This is a genomic window from Serratia sp. JSRIV006, assembly GCF_019968685.1.
Lineage (GTDB): Bacteria > Pseudomonadota > Gammaproteobacteria > Enterobacterales > Enterobacteriaceae > Chania > Chania fonticola_B.
Map to the genome: position 1 here is coordinate 1,046,499 of NZ_CP074137.1, position 23,957 is coordinate 1,070,455.

General features: G+C 51.0%; 23 protein-coding genes. 20 read left to right on the forward strand and 3 right to left on the reverse strand.

Translation table 11 applies throughout. From position 1 onward, the window contains the following. The first annotated feature begins 174 nt into the window (after positions 1-174). The 10 genes from KGP16_RS04785 to KGP16_RS04830 all read left to right on the forward strand — a co-directional run bounded on the left by KGP16_RS04785 (position 175) and on the right by KGP16_RS04830 (position 9,282). Complete coding sequence (locus KGP16_RS04785; protein ID WP_115160357.1) at positions 175-846, forward strand: tyrosine-type DNA invertase; 672 nt, start codon at positions 175-177, stop codon at positions 844-846. Positions 847-1,251: 405 nt separating this feature from the next. Then, on the forward strand, positions 1,252-1,800 hold the full coding sequence (fimA, locus tag KGP16_RS04790; RefSeq protein WP_024530428.1) for a type 1 fimbrial major subunit FimA: 549 nt from the start codon (positions 1,252-1,254) through the stop codon (positions 1,798-1,800). Between the two features lie 77 nt (positions 1,801-1,877). After that, on the forward strand, positions 1,878-2,420 hold the full coding sequence (locus KGP16_RS04795; protein ID WP_021179445.1) for a fimbrial protein: 543 nt from the start codon (positions 1,878-1,880) through the stop codon (positions 2,418-2,420). A gap of 125 nt (positions 2,421-2,545) precedes the next feature. Continuing rightward, positions 2,546-3,214 carry a fimbria/pilus periplasmic chaperone gene (locus KGP16_RS04800; protein WP_065686983.1) on the forward strand — a complete coding sequence of 223 codons (669 nt, stop codon included), beginning with the start codon at positions 2,546-2,548 and terminating at the stop codon, positions 3,212-3,214. Positions 3,215-3,296: 82 nt separating this feature from the next. Then, positions 3,297-5,936 (forward strand): fimbrial biogenesis usher protein, encoded by a 2,640-nt coding sequence (locus KGP16_RS04805; protein WP_094983302.1) that lies wholly within the window; start codon positions 3,297-3,299, stop codon positions 5,934-5,936. A 22-nt stretch (positions 5,937-5,958) separates the two neighbouring features. Next, entirely contained in the window at positions 5,959-6,486 is a 528-nt protein-coding gene (locus KGP16_RS04810) for a fimbrial protein (RefSeq protein WP_059199856.1), read from the forward strand. 15 nt (positions 6,487-6,501) lie between these two features. Beyond that, positions 6,502-7,008 (forward strand): fimbrial protein, encoded by a 507-nt coding sequence (locus KGP16_RS04815; RefSeq protein WP_021179449.1) that lies wholly within the window; start codon positions 6,502-6,504, stop codon positions 7,006-7,008. 13 nt (positions 7,009-7,021) lie between these two features. Then, positions 7,022-7,939, forward strand: coding sequence for a fimbrial protein (locus KGP16_RS04820; protein ID WP_059199858.1), 918 nt, complete (start codon positions 7,022-7,024; stop codon positions 7,937-7,939). Between the two features lie 66 nt (positions 7,940-8,005). After that, the gene (locus tag KGP16_RS04825; RefSeq protein ID WP_094983300.1) at positions 8,006-8,671 is read left to right on the forward strand and encodes a response regulator transcription factor; all 666 of its coding nucleotides are present in this window, start codon (positions 8,006-8,008) and stop codon (positions 8,669-8,671) included. Continuing rightward, positions 8,668-9,282 carry a helix-turn-helix transcriptional regulator gene (locus KGP16_RS04830; RefSeq protein WP_223500896.1) on the forward strand — a complete coding sequence of 205 codons (615 nt, stop codon included), beginning with the start codon at positions 8,668-8,670 and terminating at the stop codon, positions 9,280-9,282. The genes KGP16_RS04825 and KGP16_RS04830 overlap by 4 nt, the downstream gene beginning before the upstream one ends. Before the next feature lie 111 nt (positions 9,283-9,393). Here the strand turns inward: KGP16_RS04830 and KGP16_RS04835 are convergent, their stop codons facing one another. Next, a complete protein-coding gene (locus KGP16_RS04835) occupies positions 9,394-9,969 on the reverse strand; it encodes a tyrosine-type DNA invertase (protein WP_094983298.1) in 576 nt (191 codons plus the stop codon). 431 nt (positions 9,970-10,400) lie between these two features. On the opposite strand from KGP16_RS04835, the gene KGP16_RS04840 reads away from it, so the two are divergent. Next, entirely contained in the window at positions 10,401-10,652 is a 252-nt protein-coding gene (locus KGP16_RS04840) for a DinI-like family protein (RefSeq protein WP_094983297.1), read from the forward strand. A 392-nt stretch (positions 10,653-11,044) separates the two neighbouring features. Continuing rightward, positions 11,045-11,434 carry an SHOCT domain-containing protein gene (locus tag KGP16_RS04845; RefSeq protein WP_223500897.1) on the forward strand — a complete coding sequence of 130 codons (390 nt, stop codon included), beginning with the start codon at positions 11,045-11,047 and terminating at the stop codon, positions 11,432-11,434. 149 nt (positions 11,435-11,583) lie between these two features. On the opposite strand, the gene KGP16_RS04850 is transcribed toward KGP16_RS04845, so the two are convergent. Beyond that, positions 11,584-12,402, reverse strand: a complete 819-nt coding sequence (locus tag KGP16_RS04850; protein WP_218519840.1) for a winged helix-turn-helix domain-containing protein — start codon at positions 12,400-12,402, stop codon at positions 11,584-11,586. 719 nt (positions 12,403-13,121) lie between these two features. Between KGP16_RS04850 and KGP16_RS04855 the strand changes: the two genes are divergently transcribed. From KGP16_RS04855 to KGP16_RS04890, 8 genes are all read left to right on the forward strand, one after another. Then, on the forward strand, positions 13,122-13,502 hold the full coding sequence (locus tag KGP16_RS04855) for a winged helix-turn-helix domain-containing protein (RefSeq protein ID WP_218519839.1): 381 nt from the start codon (positions 13,122-13,124) through the stop codon (positions 13,500-13,502). A gap of 118 nt (positions 13,503-13,620) precedes the next feature. Then, a complete protein-coding gene (locus KGP16_RS04860) occupies positions 13,621-14,166 on the forward strand; it encodes a fimbrial protein (protein ID WP_059199865.1) in 546 nt (181 codons plus the stop codon). A 53-nt stretch (positions 14,167-14,219) separates the two neighbouring features. Continuing rightward, a complete protein-coding gene (locus tag KGP16_RS04865) occupies positions 14,220-14,921 on the forward strand; it encodes a fimbria/pilus periplasmic chaperone (protein WP_209524124.1) in 702 nt (233 codons plus the stop codon). Positions 14,922-14,996: 75 nt separating this feature from the next. Next, positions 14,997-17,645, forward strand: coding sequence for a fimbria/pilus outer membrane usher protein (locus tag KGP16_RS04870; RefSeq protein WP_223500898.1), 2,649 nt, complete (start codon positions 14,997-14,999; stop codon positions 17,643-17,645). A gap of 60 nt (positions 17,646-17,705) precedes the next feature. Next, positions 17,706-18,905 (forward strand): fimbrial protein, encoded by a 1,200-nt coding sequence (locus tag KGP16_RS04875; RefSeq protein ID WP_223498933.1) that lies wholly within the window; start codon positions 17,706-17,708, stop codon positions 18,903-18,905. Positions 18,906-19,027: 122 nt separating this feature from the next. Next, complete coding sequence (locus KGP16_RS04880; protein ID WP_209528810.1) at positions 19,028-20,212, forward strand: fimbrial protein; 1,185 nt, start codon at positions 19,028-19,030, stop codon at positions 20,210-20,212. A gap of 122 nt (positions 20,213-20,334) precedes the next feature. Then, a complete protein-coding gene (locus KGP16_RS04885; protein ID WP_223500899.1) occupies positions 20,335-20,913 on the forward strand; it encodes a helix-turn-helix transcriptional regulator in 579 nt (192 codons plus the stop codon). A gap of 252 nt (positions 20,914-21,165) precedes the next feature. Next, the gene (locus tag KGP16_RS04890) at positions 21,166-22,335 is read left to right on the forward strand and encodes a fimbrial protein (protein ID WP_059199871.1); all 1,170 of its coding nucleotides are present in this window, start codon (positions 21,166-21,168) and stop codon (positions 22,333-22,335) included. A 44-nt stretch (positions 22,336-22,379) separates the two neighbouring features. On the opposite strand, the gene KGP16_RS04895 is transcribed toward KGP16_RS04890, so the two are convergent. Beyond that, complete coding sequence (locus KGP16_RS04895) at positions 22,380-23,834, reverse strand: carboxylesterase (RefSeq protein WP_209524117.1); 1,455 nt, start codon at positions 23,832-23,834, stop codon at positions 22,380-22,382. Between the last annotated feature and the right edge of the window lie 123 nt (positions 23,835-23,957).

The following is a 23,957-nucleotide window of genomic DNA, read 5'->3' on the forward strand; positions in this document are numbered from 1 at the left end:
ATTAAATTTTTATGGTCTTGCTGTTTTTTTTAGTTTTAGCCAGCGGGTGGGTAAACCTATTTTTATTTGGTAATCCTTCATCACAATAAGCTATGCTTTAAGCAATCTGTCAGCGACAGATTTTATTAATTCTTGAGCGAGTAATATCCAGCCTAATTGCAATAGGAGTTTTTTGTGGCACAACGTAAATTTCTCACTCTCACCGAAGTTAACAACCTGATGAGTGCTGCCCGGAATAAACAGACCGGGATACGGGACAGTTGCCTGATCCTGCTTGCCTTCCGCCATGGGTTTCGTATCAGCGAGTTGTTGAACTTGCGTTATCATGACCTTGAAATGATTGAAGGACGGATAAATATACGCCGGCTTAAGAATGGATTCTCTACCGTTCATCCTCTGATGAGTGATGAATGCAAGGCGATTATGGAGTGGAACCAGGTCAGGGCGCAGTGGAAGCCTGCAGTGGATCCACAGATTGTTTTTATCTCCCAGCGTGGTACTCAGCTATCGCGCGGCCAGGCTTGGCGAATTATCCGTCAGGCTGGGGAACTGGCGGGCACCGCTACCCATACGCATCCCCATATGCTGCGCCATGCCTGCGGCTATGAATTGGCGGAAAGGGGCACTGATACCCGTTTGATTCAGGATTATCTGGGGCATCGTAACATCAGGCACACCGTGCGATATACCGCCAGCAACGCGGCGCGCTTTGTCGGGATGTGGGAGCGTAACGGATTGGTTATAAAGGATTTATTGATAAATAATCAGGTGAAAGATGAAACAATTGGGGCTAAACTGTTCCTAATTCTTAAACGAAAGATAAGATTTTGCAATGCCCTGTATTAGAAAATTCCTTGATCAAGATCTATCTAACTGAAAAACAAAGTTATATTTTTACTTCCGTAAATCGCTATCTCTACCCTATAAATTTTGGCCACTGCGCCAGCCCGCTGTTGCAAATTCCTTAAATATCCAAAAACACACTCCCCTAATAATAGCAAAGCATTTAATCTTTTATTTTAATGATTAAGCAATGAAAATTAGTCAATTAATTCGATATTAATGTGTTTACCGTTTTTTTATAGGGTGCGACAAAATAGCCCCAAATGTCTCATGTTGTTGGCGAAAACTGAACGGAATAGGGAGGTCCGGCCGTGAGTAGAAATGAAGTCTGTGCGGTTGCCCGCCAGGGGAATCGACCTCCACACTTTTTCATGGTTATGAAACATTATGTGTTCAAAGGAAAATAGTATGAAAATCAAATCACTGGTTGCTGGTATTGCCGCAGTTCTTTCTCTGGCTGGCGTCGCTAATGCGGCAACGGTTACTACTGTCAACGGTGGCCCTATCCATTTTAAAGGGGAAGTTGTTAATGCGGCCTGTGCCGTGGATGCCGGTTCTATTGGCCAGACAGTGCAATTGGGGCAGGTTAAAACAACTTCACTGGCTACCGCTGGTGATGTTAGCTCCGCTACCGGGTTCAACATCCAACTGAATGATTGTGATTCAACCGTTGCTACTCAGGCAGCTGTTGCTTTCAGCGGCACAGCGGTTAACGCTACCTATCCTACTGCGCTGGCCCTGCAAGGTTCTGCGGCGGGTAACGCAACCAACGTCGGCGTTCAGATCCTTGACCGCACCGGTACTGCGTTAGCGGTTGATGGCGCTACCTTCAGTGCGGCTACTACGCTCTCTGATGGCACCGTTATTGTTCCATTCCAGGCTCGTTATATCGCGACCGGCGTAGCCACTGCCGGTATTGCCAATGCTGATGCGACCTTCAAGGTGCAGTATCAGTAAGCTGAATTAGCTATCAAGGATGATGATGACAGGCCAGGGAGGCCTGATTTTCAGCTATCGGAGGCAAGGAGTGTGCGATGTGGAGAATGGGAGCGGGACTCCTGCTAACTCTGCTGTTGGTGGGGAAGGCCGTTGCTGACGATCGTTGGGAGGAACAACCTCTCGGTGGCCTGATGCGCTTTCAGGGTGAAGTGATCGCTGAAACCTGTTCGGTGGAAGCCGGAGATCGCAATTTGACGGTATCGATGGGGAATATCACCACCGACCGGTTTCGTATGCCTGGCGATGAGGCCGATCCAGTCCCCTTTGATTTACATCTGCAGAACTGTACTTCCACGGTCAGTCGTAACGTGGGCGTGATGTTCCATGGCATGGCAGACAGCAATAATCCGCAGGTGCTTTCTGTTGGTGACGGGCCAGGTGTCGCCTCTGGCGTAGCCGTGGCGTTGTTTGATGACAGAGGCCGATTTATTCCACTCAATACCGCGCCGCGGTACTGGGTGCCGTTGCAAGAGGGGCCGGTGATCCTGCATTTCGTAGCGAAATACCGTGCCACCGGACAGCCGGTGAACAATGGTTTGGCTAACGCTCAGGCCTGGTTCGCACTGACTTATCAGTAGGCCTTGGCCGCAAGATGAAAAGTAATAGCGCTGTGAATGTTTGGCCTTTGGCCACGCAGTGTTATGGAAGTCAGATCCTGATGGACGAGGTAAATGTGAGAACAATTTCGAAGGTTGGAAAGGCAATGTCCGTGCTGTTGTTGTTGGCGGCGGGGCATGTGGGTATGGCAAACGCCGGAGTCGGCCTGGGTGCGACCCGGGTGATCTATCCTGCCGATCAGAAGCAGGTGACTTTGGGAGTCAGCAATAACGATGAGAAAAGTACCTATCTGATCCAATCCTGGGTAGAAAACGCCGATGGCCAGAAAGACGGTCGGCTGATTATTACGCCACCGTTATATTTGATGCAGGGAAAAAAAGAGAACACGCTGCGCATTATTGACGCGACTAATCAAAGCTTGCCGAAGGATCGGGAGAGCCTGTTCTGGGTTAACGTCAAAGCGATCCCCTCACTGGACAAATCACGCCAGGATGAAAACACCCTGCAATTGGCTATTACCAGCCGTATCAAACTTTTTTATCGGCCCAATGGGCTGAGTATTGCGCCAGACAAGGCTCCGGAGCAACTGCGCTTTAAACGTAGCGGCAAAGAGTTGACGATCGTCAATCCCACCCCCTATTTCATCACGCTGAGCGAGTTGAACGCTGGCACGCGGCAGTTGGCAAACACTATGGTGTCGCCTATGGGTTCGACCAATGTGGCGCTCCCCGCCGATGCAGGCAGCACGATTTCCTATCGGACGATCAACGATTACGGTGCCCAAACGCCAGCATTCAAGGGTGTGATGCAGTAAGGCCTGGAGCCGCCATCCACTTCATCAAGCTATAACCAGATAAATCAGGCAGCCGGGCGACCTGTATCGAACCGGAGGGATCATGCTATACCTGAAAAACGGCACGGAAAGTCGCAGAGTGATAAACGATAACCACCAGGGTGCCCCCATCTTAAAGCTGACTTTAACGCCTTTAGCCTTGATGCTGTGGGCGCTATGTGGCGATGCATCGGCTCGAGCGGAAAATTACTTCAACCCTCGTTTTCTGGCTGACGATCCGGCGAAGGTAGCCGATCTGTCAGGGTTCGAAAAGGGACTTGAGGCGCCTCCGGGTATCTACCGTGTCGACATTTATATGAATGACGGGTTTATGTCGACCCGGGATGTCTCTTTCCGGCCCGATGCCGACAACAAGGCCTTGGTGCCTTGCCTGACTCGCAGCCAACTGGCCACCATGGGCGTTAATACCCGGGCTGTCCCAGGAATGGCCATCTTGGCATCGGAAGCCTGCGTACCCTTAACCTCGCTGATCAAGGAAGCCTCCACTGATTTTGACGTCGGGCGGCAGCGCCTGTCTATCAGTGTTCCCCAGGCTTACATGGGCAACTCTGCCCGTGGTTATATCCCGCCTGACCAGTGGCAAAACGGCATCACTGCCGGGCTGCTCAATTACAGCTTCACCGGCAGTAATGTCCGTAACAGCCAGTCGAGCAACAGCAATTACGCCTTCCTTAACTTACAAAGCGGCGTGAATCTGGGAGCCTGGCGACTGCGGGATAATACTACCTGGAGCTATACCAGCGGCGGCGGATCGAGCTCCAATCAAAATCGCTGGCAGCACGTCAATACCTATTTGCAGCGGGATATTGCGCCGCTGCGCAGTCGCCTGACGTTGGGTGACGGCTATACCTCAGGGGACGTTTTCGACGGCGCGAACTTCCGCGGCGTACAGGTGGCGACGGATGACAATATGTTGCCAGACAGCCAGCGAGGGTATGCTCCCGTGATCCGCGGAATTGCCCGTGGCACCGCCAGGGTCACGGTCAAGCAGAATGGGTTCGAGGTGTATCAAACCACGGTGCCACCAGGCCCATTTACCATCGACGATCTGTCTGGATCGGGCAGCGGCGGTGATTTGCAGGTCAGCATTCAGGAAGCCGACGGCACGGCTCAGGTCTTTACCGTGCCCTATACGTCGGTTCCTGGGCTGCTGCGCCAAGGGCAGGTGAGATATACGGTGATGGTGGGGCAGTATCGCAGCGGCAACGATCAGCAAGAAAAACCTACCTTTGGCCAAGGCACCCTGATGTGGGGGCTGGCCGACGGCTGGACGCTGTCTGGCGGTACTCAGCTTGCCGACCGCTATCGTGCATTCAACCTTGGGGTGGCTAAAAACCTGGGCATTTTCGGCGCGGTGTCGTTTGACATCACCCAGGCTCGCGCCACCTTGCCGGATGACAGCACCCATCAGGGTCAGTCGCTGCGCTTCCTTTATAACAAGGCATTAAACGAGTGGGGCACCAACCTGCAACTGCTCGGTTACCGCTATTCCACCAGTGGCTATTACGCGCTGGGTGATACGACCTGGCGCCAGATGAGCGGGTACAAGGCGGCAACCGATGAAGGTATTGTCGAACTCATGCCGAAACTCACCGATTACTACAATCTGGCCTACAACAAGCGTGGGCGGTTGCAGATGACGGTGACTCAGCAGGTTGGGGACAATGGCACCTTTTATCTGACCGGTAGCCACCAGACTTATTGGGGGGTAGGTAAGGCGGATGAACAACTGCAGGCCGGTTTCAGCGGTACGTTGGAGGATATCACTTATACCCTCAGCTACAGCCTGACCAAAAATGCCTGGCAGGACGGACGCGACAATATGCTGGCCTTCAACATCAGCATCCCGTTCAGCCATTGGCTGCGTTCCGACAGCCAGTCCGCTTTCAACCGCTCCAGCGTCAGCTACAGCATGTCTGACGATCTGAGCGGCAGGATGACTAATCAGGCTGGGGTGTATGGCACGTTACTGGAGGATAACAACCTGAGTTACAACGTGCAGGCCGGTTACGCCGGAGGCGGAACGGGCACTTCAGGCGGGACGGGTAACACCTCGCTGAACTATCGCGGGGCTTCTGGCAACGCCAACGTGGGTTACAGCCGCAGCAGCGGTACCAGCCAACTGTATTACGGGCTAAGCGGCGGCGTGCTGGCGCATGAGAACGGCATCACCCTGAGTCAACCGCTGAACGACACCCTGATCCTGGTCAAAGCACCGGGGGCGGGTAACGTGTCGGTGGAAAACCAGAGCGGGATACGTACCGACTCGCGGGGATATGCCGTACTGCCGTTTGCCATGGATTACCGGGAAAACCGCGTGGCGTTGAACCCTAATACGTTGGCAAACAACGTCGAGCTGGATGACGCGGTGGTCAGCGTGGTGCCGAATCACGGCGCGGTGGTGCTGGCCGATTTTAAAACCCATGTCGGGCTGAAGGTACTGATGACGCTGACCTATAACGGACAGCCGTTGCCATTCGGGACGGTAGTGTCCTTCGATAATGGCCGCTCTGGCAGCATTGTTGCCGACGGTGGGCAGGTCTATCTGACCGGGCTGCCACCACGTGGCGAGGTGAAAGCCAAATGGGGTGAGGGTGCAGGCGAGCAATGCGTGACGAGTTACCAACTGCCGCCGGAAAGTCAGCAGCGGGCACTCAGCTATCTAACGGCAGTATGCCGATGACGCCGGGCGGGAGAGGCGAGCAATGAGAATACAACTTTATAGCCTGTGTCTGCTGGCGCTGTTTAGCTCCAGGGTAGCGCAGGCCGCGGACAGCACCATCGCCATTAACGGTTACGTTAAGGACAATGCCTGCTCAATAGCTCCGGGGTCGCAAAGTTTTGTGGTGGATCTGATGAGTAATGCGGCTAAGCAGCTGCATCGGGTAGGGGCGACGACGCCGATGGTGCCGTTCAGCATCGTGCTCGATAAATGTGGCGGTTCAGCCATCGCGGTGAAAACGGGTTTCACCGGCGGGGCAGACAGCGACAATCTGACGTTGCTGAAAATCGACGGTGGTGCCGGTGCGGCAGCTGGCATGGGCATACAGATCCTCGATAACAGCGGTAATGCCATTGCTCTCAATGAGATCTCGAGTGGGCTGAACTGGTCAAACATCACTGCCGGACAATCCAATACGCTGTATTTCTATGCGCGTCTGATGGCGACCCGCGCCCCGGTGACTGCCGGGCAGGTCAGAGCGACGGCAAACTTCACCCTGGAATTTCAGTAACCGGAGAAAAGAGCTATGAACATGAGCAAGCGGGTTCCGATCGCAGGGTGGTTACTGATGATGGTACTCCCCCTGGCGCATGCGGCAGATGTCAACATCACCATCAATGGCAAGGTGGTGGCAAAACCCTGCACGGTATCCACCGTGTCTACCACGGTAGAACTGGGTGATTTATATACCTTCAACCTGCTGGCAGCAGGTGCCACTTCGCCATGGCATTCGGTGACATTAAACCTCACCAACTGCCCGGTAGGGACCTCAAAGGTGACCGCAACCTTTTCCGGCACGGCCGATAGCACCCGGAACTATTACGCCAATCAGGGCGCGGCCCGCAATATTGCGTTGCAGCTGGCCGATAGCGGCGGGGTAAATCTGCCCAACGGCAGTACCAAAGTCGTGGCGGTGAATGACGCATCGCTGGCCGCCAGCCTGGTTTTGCAAGTGAGGGCCATCACGCCCAGCGGCAATGTGACGCAGGGGTCGATTCAATCCCTGATCAACGTGACTTACACCTATTCCTGATGATGAAGAACATATGAAAGACTTAATCCGCGTATTTCTGAAATATCTGGGTGCAGCTGCGCTCTTGATTGGCTATTCATCCAGTGCCCATGCCTTTGCTTGCCGAACGGCGGCCGGGGCAACCATCCCTATTGGTGGCGGCAGCGCTAACGTGTTTGTGGATTTGACTCCGCAGATCGGGGTGGGCCAAAACCTGATCGTTGATTTGTCCCGTCAGATATCCTGCCGAAATGATTATCCAGATACTCGAATAGACTACGTTTCTCTGCAAAGAGGTTCGGCCTATGGTGGCGTACTGGCAAGTTTCACCGGTAGCTTTGTGTATGACGGTACTTCTTACCCATTCCCGACAACCTCTGAAACCAAGTCCGTTGTCTATAGAACCACCACTATGACGCCATGGCCCGCCGTGCTTTATCTCACGCCTATCAGCACCGCAGGTGGAGTGGCGATTACCAGTGGTTCTTTGATTGCGGTGTTAAATATGCATCAAACCAATAACGTGGGGGAATCGCATGCGTATATTTGGAATATCTATGCCAGCAATAGCGTGGTGATCCCTACCGGTGGCTGTGATGTCTCTTCCCGAGATGTCACCGTGAATCTGCCTGAATATCCGGGAACGGTTTCGATACCGTTGACGGTACGCTGTGCCCAGAACCAAAACCTGGCCTATTACCTGACCGGGCCAACCACGGATGCCGCATCCACGATTTTTGCCAACACTGCCTCTGCACCGGTGGCTCAGGGAATTGGTATTCAGGTTGCCAACCGCAATGGCGCTATTCCGACCAACAGGAACGTCGCGCTGGGGACCGTCGGTAGTTCTGCAGTCAGTTTAGGTTTGACCGCCAACTATGCACGCACAACCGGTCAGGTAGTGGCGGGTAACGTCAAGGCCGTGGTGGGTGTGACCTTTTTGTATCCTTGAATGTGCGTATGAACGAGGCCTCAAGCCTGGGGAAACGGCACTAAACACGGTTATTTAGGAGGAAAAATGCAGCAGGCAAATCATCAGCAAGCCGAGCATGCGACAGCGGAAAGCCGCAAGCGAATTCTGGTTGTTGAGCCATCCAGGATCAATTGGATCGGGCTGCAGCGGTTACTGGGGGACGCGGGCAGCACGGAGTTAAGTTTTTGCCGGGTCAGTAAATTGACCGATGCCAAAAAGAAAGTTTATGAATTTAAACCTGATGTGATCTTGTTTAGCTCATTATCTCGTGGCACTGACTATCTGTCGTTATTATCCTTTTTGTCAGATATTGCCAGTTATCATCATAAAACCAACTCGGTGATCTGGTTGCAGCATGATATGGCCTGGATGGTGCAACTTCTCCACGCGTTTGGCGTAGATACGGTATTGATCGATCCGGTTAACCTTTATCAAATCACCCAGTGTTTAGGCCGCGATCGGACTGACAAAGCGCCCAAAAATGCGGCTTTATTAGGTAAGCAGGAAAGATTGATTGCGCTGGCCTTACTGCGCGGGCGTAGTGCCACGGCTATCGCCAATGTGACCGGCAAAGATGTACGAACCATCAGCACGCAGAAGAAATCGATCATTAGAAAGTTACAGATGACAACCAATGAGGAGCTCTACCTGCTGGCGGGTAAGCTGGTTTATTTAACCAAGATAAACGGACTGAGTGGTGAGACTCGATGAAAAAAATAATGATTATGCATCCCTGCATTGTTACCTGGCATGGTTTGCATCAGCTATTCAGGCGCAAACTGCCCGACGCTGAGATCGTACCGGCGCACTCTATCTATGATTTGGTATTTGATGATGATTTATCTGCTGTTGATCTGATCGTCAGTGAGCTCTATGGTCTGAATGAAAATATCACTATGGGGGCGAAGCTGCTGTCATTTGTTCAATCAGTCAGGCAGGACAAACCGTTACTGATTATGACCGATGTGCCAGGAAAACAGGTGTTGGAATGCCCAGGTTATCTACCGGGGGTGTCCTATATTGCTTTATCTGAAGATATTCGTCAGTTAGTTAATCAGGTCGATCAGGTTCTGGCTGGCAAGATTGTTATCAGTCCGTCTCTGCGTAGTGAACAGGGGGCCAGTCTACCCAACGCCGATGCCAGACCTTTTTCCCGATCGGAAATAAAGGTTTATAGCTTATTGCAGGAAGGCTTCAGTATTTCGCAGATAGCGAAGAAGATTTCCCGCAGCGTCAAGACCGTGAGTGCACATAAACGCAACATGATGGGCAAGCTTGGCATTGAGAGTGAAGTCGAGCTCTATGCCTGTTTTAATCAATAGCCCTATATCGGTTACCGCCTGATTTGGAGATCGCTGTCATCAGCGATCTCCGGCGGTGGTGGAGCATAGTTTGCTGTATAATACACAAAAAGTAAGGCTATTCCGGCGGGTTTAGCCGTTTTTGCGTTTACCCGCTTCCCATATCCCCGCGAATCGTGCCGCATTACTGGCGGTATAGCGTACGGTATGGCGAATATTTCGGTGCCCCAGATAATCCTGAATCAATCGGGTATCCGCACCTCTTTCCGCCAGTTCATAGCCGCAGGCATGGCGTAGCATATGGGGATGCGTATTGATGACCGTGCCCGCCAGTTCGCCAGCCTGACGGATAATGCGCCAGGCTTGACCCCGCGATAGCTGGGTTCCTCGCTGAGAAATAAAGATAATGTCCGGGTCTGCACCGGGTTTCCATTGGGCCCTGTGCTGCTTCCATTCCAGAATTGCCTCGCATTCGTCATTCATCAGAGGATGAACGGTAGAGAATCCATTTTTAAGCCGGCGTATATTTATCCGTCCTTCGGCCATTTCAAGATCGCGAAAGCGCAGGCGCAGCAGTTCGCTGATACGGAATCCATGGCGGAAAGCCAGTAAGATCAGGCAGCTATCTCGTACTCCTGTCGGTGTATTTCTGGCAGCACTCATCAGTTTGCGGACTTCTGTTAGAGTGAGAAATTTACGCTGTACCAAAGAAAACTCCTATTTTTTTTCGCTTAAAAAACGCCAGAGTTAGGATTAAATAGAATAAAGTTCTTACCTACCGTTATTAAATCCAAAGAGTGCAATAAAAGTTTGTTAAAAGTGCAGTTGGAGGTAATCTCATAGGATAATTCCTATTTGGTGTTTATTGTGATGTTACAGGTGACTACCGTCAATATCCAGCATTTACGGGGGAGGGCAATTGCACTGTTTAATTAGCATTGATAATACAGTCTATAATTTGACTGTTTCCCGCAAACATAATGAATATTGGGTTTCTTAATAGAGTAAAGTGTAATGAATTTCACATTTGTCAGAATAAAAAGTTGATGTACAGCGTAGTGAACCGGCACTAGCCAAAAATTGTACATTGAGCCTATCATGATAAGGATAACCCCAAGCCCCTTGCTAGAGACTGCCAAATGAATATTCAAATAAAAGTTGATAACAATCTGTTCGACAACCTCTCTGAGAAAGCCCGTGAGGCGTTGCTGGACGAACTGCAAACTCGCGTCCATGAGGTCTACCCGGCTAGTCACCTCACGGTGATTGCTGGGCTGAATGATAAGACTGAGATCGAGACCAGTGATTTTTTTAATGACGTTGAGGCAAAATTGACCGTGCAGGAAATTGTCGACGATGTCATCCTGCATGGCCACTGGCGTAACGCATAGCCCTCACCCCAACCCTCTCCCACAGGGAGAGGGAGCTGTTAACCCCTGCTCGTTGGGTAGTAAAGCGATAAACTCAGCAAACTCTTCCACAGGGAGAGGAGGCTTGTTAGTCCCTACTCTTTGGAAGTAAAGAAGTCATCTCAGTAAACGTGAACGCCCCCTACCCAAGATGTATCACCACATTTTCAGCCCACTCGATCGGTTCCCTCTCCCTGTGGGAGAGGGTTAGGGTGAGGGCCCCGTGCTTTACCCATCCAGATGCTCTCCCTGTGCCGTATTTTTCCCGCCCAACATGGAAAAAATGAAAGTTCGACATATACTTATGGTGCAAAACATCAATTTGTTATTGAAAGCCGTTTTATCCTGGTTTTGCTAGACCCTAAGGAGCGCTAATGACCTATCACCTACTTACCCTGTGGGATATTCTGGTTACCACGTTTTCATTTTTCTTTTTCATCGCCTACCTGTTTATCCTGTTCCAGGTCGTCTCCGACCTGTTTCGCGATCACCAACTGAGCGGCTTTTATAAGGCAGTATGGATTGTGTTCCTGCTGTTCATCCCGCTGTTAACGTCCCTGGTCTATCTGATTGCCCGTGGTAAAGGCATGGCCGAGCGGCATCGTGCGCAGGTGCAAAAATCTGTCTCAGCCACCAACGAGTATATCCGTGAGGTGGCAGGCAAATCGCCAGCCGAGCAGATTGCAGACGCCAAAAAGCTGTTGGATGACGGTGTGATCACCGAAAGTGAATACCAGCAGCTGAAGGCTAAAGCACTGGCCTGAGGTTGAAGTGGGCAGGAAATATGACATGAGAGAGAAGGGGGGCGGCAAGCTCCCCTAATAACCCATATTCGGCAGTGAACCCACCTTGAGATCTCTTGCAATCTACCGCTCAACCAAGCGCCGCCGTTGGTCATTATATGGCTGAACCGCTATTGCCTCCCTGCTGGTCGTAGGCCAGCAAGAGGGTCGTGCTGATTATCGATTTGAAATCGTGAGGAACATCTCAGATCGCCTTGTGCAGTGGTATCGCAAAATAATACCAGCGTGTTGTGGTTTGCCGGGGTTCGGGTAATGTAGACAAACTCATCCGGATTACAGACTACATTGTTAACGGTTAAATACTCCTTGTAGTCGGCCACATTGGTTTCCAGATCGTCTCTATCTATATAGACAGAACATTGATTGATCGTGGCCGCTTTAGTGTGGCTGTCAAAAAAACGTGCGCTTTGCGACTGATTGCTGACCAGCAGGATCAGCATAACCAGGATGAACGCCGTAAATAGGCCATAGCGCAATAGCTTGTTCTGGTTTAAAACCGTGCGTTCTGGCGGCAGAGTTTCGGCCTGTGAGCTCTCGACTGGGAGCGGATCTGGCTTATTGCTTTGCTGCACTATGACGTTGGCGCTCTCTTCTTGCTGTATTTCAACGGTGCCGGAAAAAACCACTCCGACTTTGGGAACCGTGCGGATGATGTTTTTGCTCAGCCCGGCTTCCCGCATCCCTTTTCTTACCAATGAGATGTTCTGATAGAGGGTATTGGCAGTGACATACTGGCCATGTTTTTGCCAGACTTCATTGAAAAAGTCGCTTTGACTGATTACCTCGCCCGGGCGTTGCAACATTAATTGCAGGCAACGGCTTGCAGGAACGTTTAAAACGGTTTCTTTGCCTCGAGCGCGCAGCGGGCACAGACGGTGCTCTTCTGGGAGGTACAGTACGGTGTCGTTAATGATAACTTTATGTTTCATTTCAGTATGTTATCTTTTTGTTGTCTGAGTGTCCGGATTATTTAAAGTATAGTTTAACCGTTTATAGTGGCATGAAAAATCAGTAACAATTCACATTCATTTAAAAAACAATATGTTAATAATCAATCTTAAATGAGAGTGACTGTCATTTAAGAGCGGTTGAGAATAGTCTGTTCTGATTTAATATTATTCTTTAATTTATTGAATTTCATGCATTTTTTGTTTTTTATCAAGAATAAAACTACTTCACTCAGAATAATCCCATCAATCGCCTAGTATTTATTCCATCAGCAAGGGGAGAGCGAAGTAAAGCGGCTTCATCTTACTGAGGTAAAGGATAGATTCACCGGTAGCGTATTTTATATATCGGTGTAACAGATAAATCTTAATCGTAGGTTTGTAGGTAATTGATTGAATGTTAATGAGTAAAAAATAATAGCCAGCGATAAATGTCGCAAGATAAAAATCTTTGACATTTATGACTACTAAAATGAGGTGGAGTAATGAGATATGAAAAACACCAGGATGATTCGCGTCAGCTAGCGTTAAATGCTGATCGAGCTTTGTTTTTCGGTATTTAAGGCTGTTGCGAGACTTTTAGAGATAGCAATGTGATCATCTTGGCGCGGTTGCCATAGTGGAAATTGCTCCTATAATGTCTCACCTAAGGGAGGTTTGTTATTTTTGTTATTAAACCAAAATAATAATCCGAGATGCATATGGAAAATAGACTTTATGGATTCCTAATTGATGATGACATTCAATTCGATATTGCCAATCGAAGACTCCTTTATTACTCTGATGGAGCTTCGGAGCGCACCCTGTTTTTCAAGGTTATCTCTCTAAACGAGATCCAGACCCGATTACTGATTTATTTGCTGGCGAATAGCCAGGATGCCGTCATCTATAAAAATGACATAATGAAAAACGTTTGGGAGGAGATTAATTTATCTTCGTCCAGCCAGCGTTTATGGCATGCAATAAATGAATTGCGTAAGAAACTGGCGTCACTTGGGCTCCCGGAAGATTTTATAGCGAACGTTCATGGTATTGGCTACTCCGTCGATAACCAGCGAGTCTCTTCGCTATTTGTTAAGTAAGTTGTTGTTAATATAAATGCTGGAGTCATCTAGCTATATCCATCCCCATGGGTATTCACCAGGCCATTTTAATGGATATTAAAATGGTATTCATAATACAAGGTAAGTAGGAATATATATGAAAAAGTTAGCAATCGCTGCATCCCTGATCGCTGTTTTCGGTACTGTTGGCCTGGCCCAGGCAGCTTCTACCGGTACCATCACTTTTAACGGTGAACTGACTGCCAATACCTGTGACGTTGTGGTTGATGGCCAGGGTGCGGACGCGACCGTCATTCTGCCAACCGTCGGCACCAACCAACTGCAAAACGCTGCTCGCACAGCAGGTGATACCGGCTTCGTGATGTCCCTGAGCAACTGTTCAGGGACCCTGGAGACTGCCTCCGCTTTCTTCCAGGCGGGTTCTTCTGTTGATACGGTGACTGGCCGCCTGTTTAACACAACCGGTACGGCTACCAACGTCAGCCTGCAATTGCTGGACGCTTCCAGCCCGACTCAGGCCGTGATCAAAGCCGGTAGCCAAGAGCAGACCACCGCGATGACTTATAAAGACGTTACCAGTGGTAGCACCACACTGCCGTACATCGTTCGCTATTACGCAGAGGCAGCAACCACTGCGGGTACCGTAGTCAGCAACGTTGTTTATTCTATTCAGTACCAGTAATGGACTGTGGGAGGGGTACGCCCCTCCCAATCTGTCAGTTCCCGGAGTTTATGATGAAATTACTCTCTACTAATGTGCTAAAAGTTGGCGTTGTTGCCGCCGCAGCCTTGTTCAGCGTCAGTAGCCTGGCCAGCGTGGTGATTAGTGGTACGCGGGTGATTTACCCCTCTGATGCCAAAGAAGTCAGCGTCAAAATCAGTAATGGCGGTCCATCACCGGTGTTGTTGCAAAGCTGGATCGATAACGGTGACGCCGACGCCAAACCGGCCGCGATCAAGGTGCCGTTTGTCCTGACGCCCCCGATGAACCGTGTGGAGCCGAGCAAGGGCCAGACGTTACGTATCAGCTACGCCGGTGGCTCGCTGCCGATGGATAAAGAATCGGTGTTCTGGCTGAACGTACTGGAAGTTCCGGCCAAAACCCAGGCTAAAGTGACCGAGAACCGCTTGCAGATGGCTTTCCGTTCGCGCATCAAGCTGTTCTATCGCCCTGCGGGTCTGCAAGGTAACGCCAATGAAGCGGCTAAAGCGCTAACCTGGAACAGCCAGGGTAACCGGGTACAGGCCAGCAACCCAACGCCGTATTATGTCTCGTTGGTCAACCTGTCGGTTAATGGCAAAAAACTTGACCATGCGATGGTGGCCCCCCGTAGCACAATGACATTGGACTTGGCGGGCAGTGCAGGTAGTAAGGTGACAGGGAGTTTCGTAAATGATTACGGTGCGGTTAATACTTTTGATGCAGTGATAAAATAACGCCCCCGCTATATAAAACACTCTCGCATTAATCGGTTGACCGCTATTCAGGAATCAGTTCTTGAAGGGATATCTATGTCTAAATATTTTCAATATGGCCTGTGTAGCCAGTTATCGCCACTGGCCATAGCTATTTTATCAACTTTTTTTGCGGCTAACGTTAATGCTGAGAACGCGGTTTCTTCACCACAAGACATCGCCAAAAATCTTGAGTTCGATGCGTCATTCCTGAATGTGGATGATGAGAAGTCCGTTGACCTCAGTCGTTTTGCCAATGGCTCTTCGGGATTGCCTGGGATCTATAAAACGGCTTTATATGTTAATAATCAACCGATCAGCAATACTGACATTGAATTCAAAGCGCGGACAGATAAAAGCGTTTATCCCTGCCTGACCCGCGAACTGATTAAAAACATTGCGTTTGATTACGCCAAGCTGCCAGCGGATTTTTTAACCTCGCTGGACAAAGGGGATGTCTGCTTCGATCTCCAAAGCAAGTTGCCGGAAGCTCAGGTGAATTACGACAGTAATGAGCAACGTCTGGATATTGTGGTGCCGCAGGTTTACATGCTCAACACCGCCCGCGGCACCGTTAGCCCGGAGCTGTGGGACAGCGGCGTACCGGCACTCTTGATGGGCTACAACGTCAACGGCTACACCAGCGAATCGCACGGTAATACCTTCAATTCGCTGTTTGCTGGCGTGAACGCCGGGCTGAATGTCGGCGCCTGGTATCTCCGTCACAACGGGTCTTATACCCGGATGGACAACGGACCGAACCAGTACAACAACCTCAATACTTATTTGCAGCGCGATATTCCAGTACTCAAGGCGCGCGTGTTGATGGGCCAATCGAACACCACCGGGCAACTGTTCGATACGCTGCCGTTTACCGGTATTCAGTTAGCTACTGATGAGCGGATGTTGCCGGAGTCCCTGCGCGGTTATGCGCCGGATATCCGTGGCATTGCCCGTACCAACGCCCGCGTTACCGTACGCCAGGGCGGTCAGGTGTTGTATGAAACCACGGTCACCCCGGGCGAGTTCCTGATCAACGATCTGTACCCGACCGGCTACGGCGGGGATCTACAGGTCACTGTACGTGAGTCCGACGGTACCGAGCAGACTTTCAGCGTGCCTTATGCTTCGGTGGCCCAACTGCTGCGGCCTGGGTCATCACGGTATTCGATCACCGCAGGTGAAGTACGTAGCGATAACCTGCGTGAGAAGCCGGCGCTGTATCAGGGCACCTACCAGTTGGGGTTAACTAACGCCATCACCGGCTATGGTGGCCTGCAGGCCAGCCAGGATTACTACGCACTGCAGTTGGGTGCGGCGGTAGGCACGCCGATTGGTGCCTGGGCATTTGATGTTACCCAGGCGCGTACTCATTTGGGGAACGGCACCGATGCCAATGGCCGACATGAGTCGGGTAATAGCCTGAGTGGGCAAAGCTACAAGGTGAGCTACAGCAAGCTGATCAGCGAAACCAACAGCAATCTGTCGCTGGCAGCGTACCGCTTCTCAACCGATGGCTTTATGGACTTTATGACCGCGATGCAGACTCGTGACGCGGTAGCAGAAGGGTTCTCGCCGGAGTCGATCTCGCGAGCCAAAAATCGCCTGACGGTGACTGCGGGACAAGGTCTGCCGGAGAACTGGGGCCAGCTGTATATCAGCGGCTCCTTGCAGAATTACTGGAACAAAGACGGCAGCGAGAAGCAGTACCAGATAGGTTACAACAATCGCTACAAGGACCTGTCCTACGGCCTGAGCATTAACCGCAGCTTCTCCAGCCTGGGTACGGCGCAGACCAACTATCTGTTGAGCTTCAGCCTGCCGTTGGGGCGTAGCGACGAAACCCACACGCCACAGTTGCGGATGGACTTGTCCCATGACAGCAGCGGCCGTTATGGCCAGCAGGCTACGGTATCCGGCACCACAGGGCAGGATAACCAGTTCAGCTATGGCGTGACGGCGATGAATGCCAATCAGGGTATGGGTTCCAGCGGCTCGCTGAACGGTAACTACCGTAGCCCGGCCACGGCATTGAGCGGTACTTACAGCACGGGTAAAGGCTATCAAAGCGCCTCTGCCGGGATGAACGGTACGGTGATCGCCCACTCTGGCGGGGTGACCTTTACACCGTACACGTCGGACACCTTCGCGCTGGTGGAAGCCAAAGGTGCAGAGGGGGCTAAGGTTTCCTCATATCCCGGCGTGAGCATTGATTCACGAGGGTACGCGATAGTGCCTTACCTGAATCCGTACCAGATGAACGAGATCAGTCTCGATCCGAAAGGGACGTCGGCCGGTGTGGAATTGGATAACACCAGCCAGAAAGTGGCGCCATATTCCGGTGCGGTGGTGAAGGTGAAATATACTACTAAGCAGGGGACGCCAATTCTGGTGAACGCAACCTATCAAGGGGAGCCGGTACCGTTCGGGGCCGATATCTTTGATAGCAAAGGCAACAGCGTAGGCTCAGTGGGCCAGGGCGGGCAACTGTATGCGCGTGTGGCGCAAGACAAGGGCCAGTTGCAAGTGAAATGGGGCGAAGGTGGTGAGATGCAATGTACCGTCAGCTATATGCTGATGCCTATGGCCAAGGGCCAAGAGCAGATACAACAATTCAATTCGCCTTGCACGACGATGGCCCCTGCCAGTTCCCTGCGGTCGAAACTGGCGAACAATGACAAGCTATCGGCTGTTAACGAGGGTTAACAGCCAGGCATGACAACTGTTTTCCTTTCTGGTAACGCCTGCCAGAAAGAGGGTTAATGAATGATGAAATTATCGATAAATAAAGTGTCGGGTCTGCTCGGCGGTATTTTGTTAAGTGTTATCAGCGCCAATAGTTGGGCTGTGGCGAATTGCTCGTTTGATGCTGGTGCAACCCAAACGGAAACGGTGCCGCTGAGCCCGCCGGTGATTTCTGCTGGGGTTGATATTCCCGTGGGGACCGTGCTTTATCAAGGCAGTTGGTTGATGAAAAACACCAAGATGGGCTGCCAGTGGGCACAGGCCGACGTGGGTAAATCATTTTGGTACAGTAGCTCAACGCTGATTAGCAATGCTCCGTTGCCTCTGAGCGGCTTGATGACCGGCCCGTTTGCGGGCGCAGTCTATCAAACGAATATTCCCGGGATTGGCGTGGCTATCTCACGTACTCCTGATGGCAGCCCGATAATACCTAATCGGCCAGCAGTGACCACCGATGTAGAGAACCCTATCAGGCAGGTTGGCAATGAGTTAGGTGGAGCGCTTAACTTTACCGGTTCAACACGTTATATCTCGCTAATTAAAACAGGGCCGATCACCCCCGGTAGCTTTACATTAAGCGGGGCAAATCTCCCGAGTATCAAGACTATGCTTGAACAACCGGTGAATAGCCATCCTGGCTCCGTCGCTGTCACCGGGCTGCCGTTTACTTTTTATAATATCAATTTCCAGGGGACTCTGACGGTCTCTACGCAAACTTGCACCACCCCGGTGGTTGCTGTTTACATGGGGGCTTATGAAATAGGCGAGTATTTTGGCCGAGTGGGAGCGGCCACTCCTTGGCTTGATGCGTCTATCAATCTGACCAACTGCCCGACATTTTACGGTTTTTATAATGCGACCAATACCACGAAACTGATGGATTACAACACGGGATTGGCGACGGTTTCCAATGCACTGAATAACAATATTGGTGTGAGATTAACCCCGACAACGTCGGTGATCGATGCTGCCAATGGGATTATGGCTATTGATTCGACGGTATCTGGCGCGGCTTCAGGCGTAGGCATCCAGATTGGCTGGGGGGAAAGTAGCCAGGCGCCGACGATGTTCAACTTTGCCGCGGAACAAACGGTGACACTGCCGAAAGATGGCAGCCGAACCATTCGCATCCCTTTGTCTGCCCGTTATATTCAAACGGCTGCGAACCCTACGCCGGGTCTGGCGAATGGCAAAGTGACGTTTACGATAAATTACTATTGAGCAACAAAAAATTTGCCTCTCGGATAAATAAAGACGGTTGACCCTAGTTAGCGCAGCCACCAATTCCAACTTTATTCTTTCTGTCATGGCCTACATAGATTATGAGAAAGAGGATATTACTCATGAAAAGATCGACAGATAAAGTATCAGGATTGTTGATGGGAATAGTGCTAGCGGTTATCTCTTGCCCAAGCTGGGCAACGTTTACCGCGACGCTGACAGGCGGCCAGCAAACCGTCATCGTTCCCTTGAGCCCACCGGTGATTTCGGCCGGTGTAGATGTGCCAGTGGGGACGGTAATATATCAGGCAAGCTTGACCATGAAAGATACCTATATTGAAGGGAAATGGGTTGCCTCCGATGTTGGAAAATATCTGTATTATGCGACATCATTGAGTTTAAAGACTACGCCAAAACCGCTCTCCGGCCTGACAACCGGACCTTATGCCAATGGAGTGTATGAAACCGGTATCCCAGGTATCGGTGTGGCGATTATCACCGGCGTGTCAAATAGAGCGATAACCCCCACCAAACTTTATGCTGAGGGGCAGAATTTATTAGACTCATCATTAGGTATTAGAATTACCCCTATCGGCGCAAGCTCACCGAGAAGTATTGTATTGGTTAAAACGGGCCCTCTGGTACCAGGAACCTACAGCATCAATGGTGCAAATTTCCCTACCACTCAGGAGGCGATTGACTATTCACCCACTAGCCACACTAATGCCGTAACGATCACTGGGTTACCATTGTATTATTGGATCTTCAGTTTTCAAGGCAGTATAACGGTATCAGCACAGACCTGTTCCACACCTGTTGTTGCTGTTTACTTGGGGAGTTACGATATAAATGAGTATTTTAGCACGGCGAATGCCGCCACTCCCTGGGTTGATGCATCAATTAACCTGACTAACTGTCCTCAATTCTACGGCTTTTATAATTCGACAAATGCGCCGCTATTAATGAATTACAATACCGGGAGCAGCACGACTACCACTTCGCTGAATAACAGCCTGGGTGTGCGCCTAACGCCAACAACCACGGTGCTGGATGCCACCAATGGCATTATGGCTATCGACTCAACGGTATCCGGAGCGGCCAGCGGCGTGGGCATCCAACTCGGCTGGGGGGAGAGTGCTCAAGCACCGACGCCGTTTAACTTCTCGGCAGAGCAGAGCATCACATTACCGAAAGACGGTAGCTCAACCGTTCGGATCCCCCTGGCTGCCCGCTATATTAAAACGGCTGCAACACCGACGCCGGGCAAGGCGAATGGCAAAGTGGTATTTACCATTAACTATTATTGAGTTGTGGCCCGTAGATAGCATAACTCATAACTATACGAACGTTCCACTCGCCATAGTTGGGCCTCGGTTTGCTGTGACAGCGATGAGATGGAGATGTGTTTTTATAAAGGAGCGCCATTACTATGCCTGGGAAAATTAATATCATTACTGATAACTATTATTTTTTTGTTGGGCTCAAGGCGTATTTGCATGCCGAGGGGCGAGTGATTAACCAAATGGCACTCAATGAACTGAAAAACACCAGTGCCAGTAGCTTTGGTAAAGAGGATGTGCTGGTGTTTTATATGTTGAATTCAATCAGTGAAATGTCGTTCTTGATTGCCGTTGCCAAATTCCCTGGGAAAATAATTTTTTTGCCAACCGCAATGAAAATAAAGTTCAATCTGAGTGTTGAGCGGCATATTGCCTTGGCAGAGGATGCTGATGTAGACGCGGTGTTTAATGAGTTAGTCAACATAGTCGGTGGGGAGCTTCCTGTTGCTACTTTTCTCCATGATAGCTTAACCCGCAGAGAGAAGGCCGTACTGCTGTCTATGATCGATGGTATGAATATGCAAGCCATCGGCCTCAGCTTACGTATCTCAACCAAAACCGTGTATACCCACCGGCGTAATGCTTTGCATAAATTGGGGGTGCGTAACCTGTTTCAGGCATGCCCAATAAAAACCAGCGTGCTCAATTCGTCTATTTTTACAGGTTGAAAAACCACGGCCAGCACCGATTAGGCACTGGCCGTGGTTAACCCACCTTATTTCGTTGGTACCGGGCCGATATTGTCATGCGAGAAGCAGAAGCAACTGGACTACAATAACTAGTATAAGAGCCTATCTTATGGCTCGAGTCAGGCCGCAGTTTCTCCAGCCTGGGCACGGTGCAGACCAACTTAACGGTGGGGTATCTTAGCCTTATTTAACGTCGCAAGTGTGTTACACCACTGTGTCAGAGGAAGTAAAATGAACAAAATATTGCAATATATGACAGGTGTGCTGGTATGCATGGCTGTCGGCAATAGTGCTTGGGCTGCGGTGGTGTGCTCACCGTTGAATGGTGCACCGCGTACCGATACCGTTCAACTAAGCCCGCCAGCAATTTCAGCAGGGACAGATATTCCCGTTGGGACGGTGATTTATCAAGGGCGATGGATAAGTGGTGAAACCGGTCTCAGCGTGATGAAATGTGCCTCGGCGGTCGATACCTCAATGTGGTTTAATATTGCGTGGAGTATTGATCAGGCACCGATGCCGCTGGCCAACTGGAGCGGTAGCCCTTTCGCTGGCGCGGTTTATCAAACTAATATTCCAGGGGTCGGCGTTGCCATCTCGCGCAGCCCGGACAGTGAAGCGTTCATCTTGGGTCAACCTTTTTATCGATTCCCATCTGACACGAGCAGTCCGGTGACCGGCGGTTCGTATGAGCCTTATCTGACAAGCCGGGATATCTATGTGTCGCTAATTAAAATAGGCACTATCGCGCCGGGAAATTATATTCTCGACTCAGCAAAGTTACCGACCCCTAGCATATCGATAACAAATCCATTATCTCATCCGGCGACTACCGGGCTACCTATCAAAGCTTATATTGTCAAACTTCAAGGCCAGCTAACGGTATCGGCGCAGACCTGTACGACACCGGATGTGAATGTCAATTTAGGTAGTTTTGATATCAATAAAAATTTCACCGGTCGGGGGGCTACGACTCCGTGGGTAGATGCATCGATCGCATTAACCAATTGCCCGACCTTTTTCGGTTTTTATAACGTCGCCAACAGCACGCTGATGTTTGATTACACTCTTGGCGGCGGGAAGGTTGCCAATTCAACCAATAACAGCATCGGTGTGCGCCTGACCCCAACCACCTCGGTGATTGATGCAGCAAATGGTATTATGGCTATCGATTCGTCGGTTTCCGGTGCGGCAGCGGGCGTAGGTATCCAGATCGGCTGGGGCAATAGCAGCCAAACGCCAACCTTGTTTAATTTTGCAGGGGAGCAGACGTTGACGCTGCCGAAAGACGGTAGCCCAACCATTCGTGTCCCGCTGGCTGCCCGCTATATTCAAACCGCAACGAGCGTTTCTCCGGGCAAGGCGAATGGCAAAGTGGTGTTTACCATTAACTATTATTGAGTTGCGGCCAGCGCCGATTGGGTGCTGGCCGTGGTTAACCGACCTTATTTCGTTGGTGCCGGGCCGATGTTGTCATCAATACGCTTGAGCATATAAGGGAAGAACGGGTTTGAGGACAGACGCATCAGTGAGTCCAGCCCGACCACCAGCACTGCCCGCTCGCCACGTGCGGCAAAGGTCCCCAGGCTGATACCGTACTGATTGCGTGGTTCTGGGTAACGTCCGTACAGGGAATCACTCAACGGGAACGGCAAGGCCACGTGCGACAGCGAGAAGATATCCGGCAAGTAGGTGATACCGAGCAGATCCGTGGTCTCTGCCGTTTGCCCTGCGACGATGGTACGAGCCTCAGTATCGGTAGTTTCTGGCGTTACGTTAGTGACTATGGTGGCCGTATAGTTACGCGGAGGCGGTGGTAGCAGCCGCGGCAGCGCGGTATAGGATGAGCTTCTGAGTAACGGCCCAAACGCCACCGCCTGGTTTAAATCAAATAACACCACCTCACTGCCGTTGGCTGGCAGGTGGTTATACAGGGCGGTGATTACCGCACGGGTGCTGACGGTAGAATCCATCACCGATTGGAACGTCAGGATCGGCGGCAATTCGCCCATTTTGCCGTTGCGTGAATCGGCGGCAATCTGCTTTTGCAATGCCTGGGTAAGCTGGAAGGACTGGCGTGCCGCATTTACCGGGAACGAATTGTATTTGAACGGGTTAAACTCCGGCACAATCCCCAACCAGGCCGCCTTGGCAAACGCCGGGAAGATGGCAGGCCAACCGGCAATACCGGCAAAACGAGCAAAGCTGGTGACGCCGATCATCGGCGAAATCAGCACTACACGCTGGGGTTTCGTCAGGCGGGGGTCATCCAACGCATCCAGCGTGTATTTCATCGCCAATGCGCCGCCGTTAGAGAAGCCAACAATATGCAGCGGTACGTCGTCACCCGCCAGGCGTTTGGCTTCACGGATCGCCAGGCGAGTGGCTGCCATCCAATCCTGCCAGTCTACGTCGGTCAACGCACCCGGTACGGTACCGTGCGCGGGTAAACGAATACCGACCGCCACATAACCATATTCACGGTAATTATCTGCGATATGCCGCAGGCTGTAAGGGGTATCGGTCAAACCATGTAACAGCACCACGGCGCCTTTCGGTTTGCCTTCCGGCATCATAATGTAGGAGCGGTTCCAGTCGGTAGGAAACTTTTCGGGATAGATTGGGCTGTCGGCATAGTAGCGGTTCAACGAGGTCTGCTGGCTGCTGTCCAGCTTGTCGGTCACATTCTGGCGGACCTCTTTGAAAATGGCGTCCTCGGCAGTTAGATAATCCGCCCAACTGGCCTTATCGATCTCATCGGCGCGCATTTCATTTGGGACAAAGGTATGCCAAAGCTGTAACGATGGCCCACGCTGAGTATCATAAACTCGCATGCCCAGCGCTCCGACGATTAACACCACCAGCAGCAGGGCAATGCGTTTAATCCATTTGATAAACATCAGGTTTAACTCCGTTTTTTATTGTAATGGCCGAGCCGGAAAACTCGTTATTATCCCGCAAGGAGAGATCGTCCCTGGAGCCGGTATCGCAGTAGTAAGGAGCCATATTGCGGTCTGGCTCCT

What these genes read in the sequence shown, in the direction of transcription:
- KGP16_RS04815 (WP_021179449.1), top strand. Translation starts at nt 6,502, where the DNA reads ATGAACATGAGCAAGCGGGTTCCGATCGCAGGGTGGTTACTGATGATG.
- KGP16_RS04800 (WP_065686983.1), top strand. Translation starts at nt 2,546, where the DNA reads ATGTCCGTGCTGTTGTTGTTGGCGGCGGGGCATGTGGGTATGGCAAAC.
- KGP16_RS04825 (WP_094983300.1), top strand. Translation starts at nt 8,006, where the DNA reads ATGCAGCAGGCAAATCATCAGCAAGCCGAGCATGCGACAGCGGAAAGC.
- KGP16_RS04895 (WP_209524117.1), bottom strand. Translation starts at nt 23,834, where the DNA reads ATGTTTATCAAATGGATTAAACGCATTGCCCTGCTGCTGGTGGTGTTA.
- KGP16_RS04870 (WP_223500898.1), top strand. Translation starts at nt 14,997, where the DNA reads ATGTCTAAATATTTTCAATATGGCCTGTGTAGCCAGTTATCGCCACTG.
- KGP16_RS04845 (WP_223500897.1), top strand. Translation starts at nt 11,045, where the DNA reads ATGACCTATCACCTACTTACCCTGTGGGATATTCTGGTTACCACGTTT.
- KGP16_RS04830 (WP_223500896.1), top strand. Translation starts at nt 8,668, where the DNA reads ATGAAAAAAATAATGATTATGCATCCCTGCATTGTTACCTGGCATGGT.
- KGP16_RS04820 (WP_059199858.1), top strand. Translation starts at nt 7,022, where the DNA reads ATGAAAGACTTAATCCGCGTATTTCTGAAATATCTGGGTGCAGCTGCG.
- KGP16_RS04810 (WP_059199856.1), top strand. Translation starts at nt 5,959, where the DNA reads ATGAGAATACAACTTTATAGCCTGTGTCTGCTGGCGCTGTTTAGCTCC.
- fimA (WP_024530428.1), top strand. Translation starts at nt 1,252, where the DNA reads ATGAAAATCAAATCACTGGTTGCTGGTATTGCCGCAGTTCTTTCTCTG.
- KGP16_RS04855 (WP_218519839.1), top strand. Translation starts at nt 13,122, where the DNA reads ATGGAAAATAGACTTTATGGATTCCTAATTGATGATGACATTCAATTC.
- KGP16_RS04840 (WP_094983297.1), top strand. Translation starts at nt 10,401, where the DNA reads ATGAATATTCAAATAAAAGTTGATAACAATCTGTTCGACAACCTCTCT.
- KGP16_RS04880 (WP_209528810.1), top strand. Translation starts at nt 19,028, where the DNA reads ATGAAAAGATCGACAGATAAAGTATCAGGATTGTTGATGGGAATAGTG.
- KGP16_RS04795 (WP_021179445.1), top strand. Translation starts at nt 1,878, where the DNA reads ATGTGGAGAATGGGAGCGGGACTCCTGCTAACTCTGCTGTTGGTGGGG.
- KGP16_RS04865 (WP_209524124.1), top strand. Translation starts at nt 14,220, where the DNA reads ATGAAATTACTCTCTACTAATGTGCTAAAAGTTGGCGTTGTTGCCGCC.
- KGP16_RS04875 (WP_223498933.1), top strand. Translation starts at nt 17,706, where the DNA reads ATGATGAAATTATCGATAAATAAAGTGTCGGGTCTGCTCGGCGGTATT.
- KGP16_RS04805 (WP_094983302.1), top strand. Translation starts at nt 3,297, where the DNA reads ATGCTATACCTGAAAAACGGCACGGAAAGTCGCAGAGTGATAAACGAT.
- KGP16_RS04860 (WP_059199865.1), top strand. Translation starts at nt 13,621, where the DNA reads ATGAAAAAGTTAGCAATCGCTGCATCCCTGATCGCTGTTTTCGGTACT.
- KGP16_RS04885 (WP_223500899.1), top strand. Translation starts at nt 20,335, where the DNA reads ATGCCTGGGAAAATTAATATCATTACTGATAACTATTATTTTTTTGTT.
- KGP16_RS04890 (WP_059199871.1), top strand. Translation starts at nt 21,166, where the DNA reads ATGAACAAAATATTGCAATATATGACAGGTGTGCTGGTATGCATGGCT.
- KGP16_RS04850 (WP_218519840.1), bottom strand. Translation starts at nt 12,402, where the DNA reads ATGAAACATAAAGTTATCATTAACGACACCGTACTGTACCTCCCAGAA.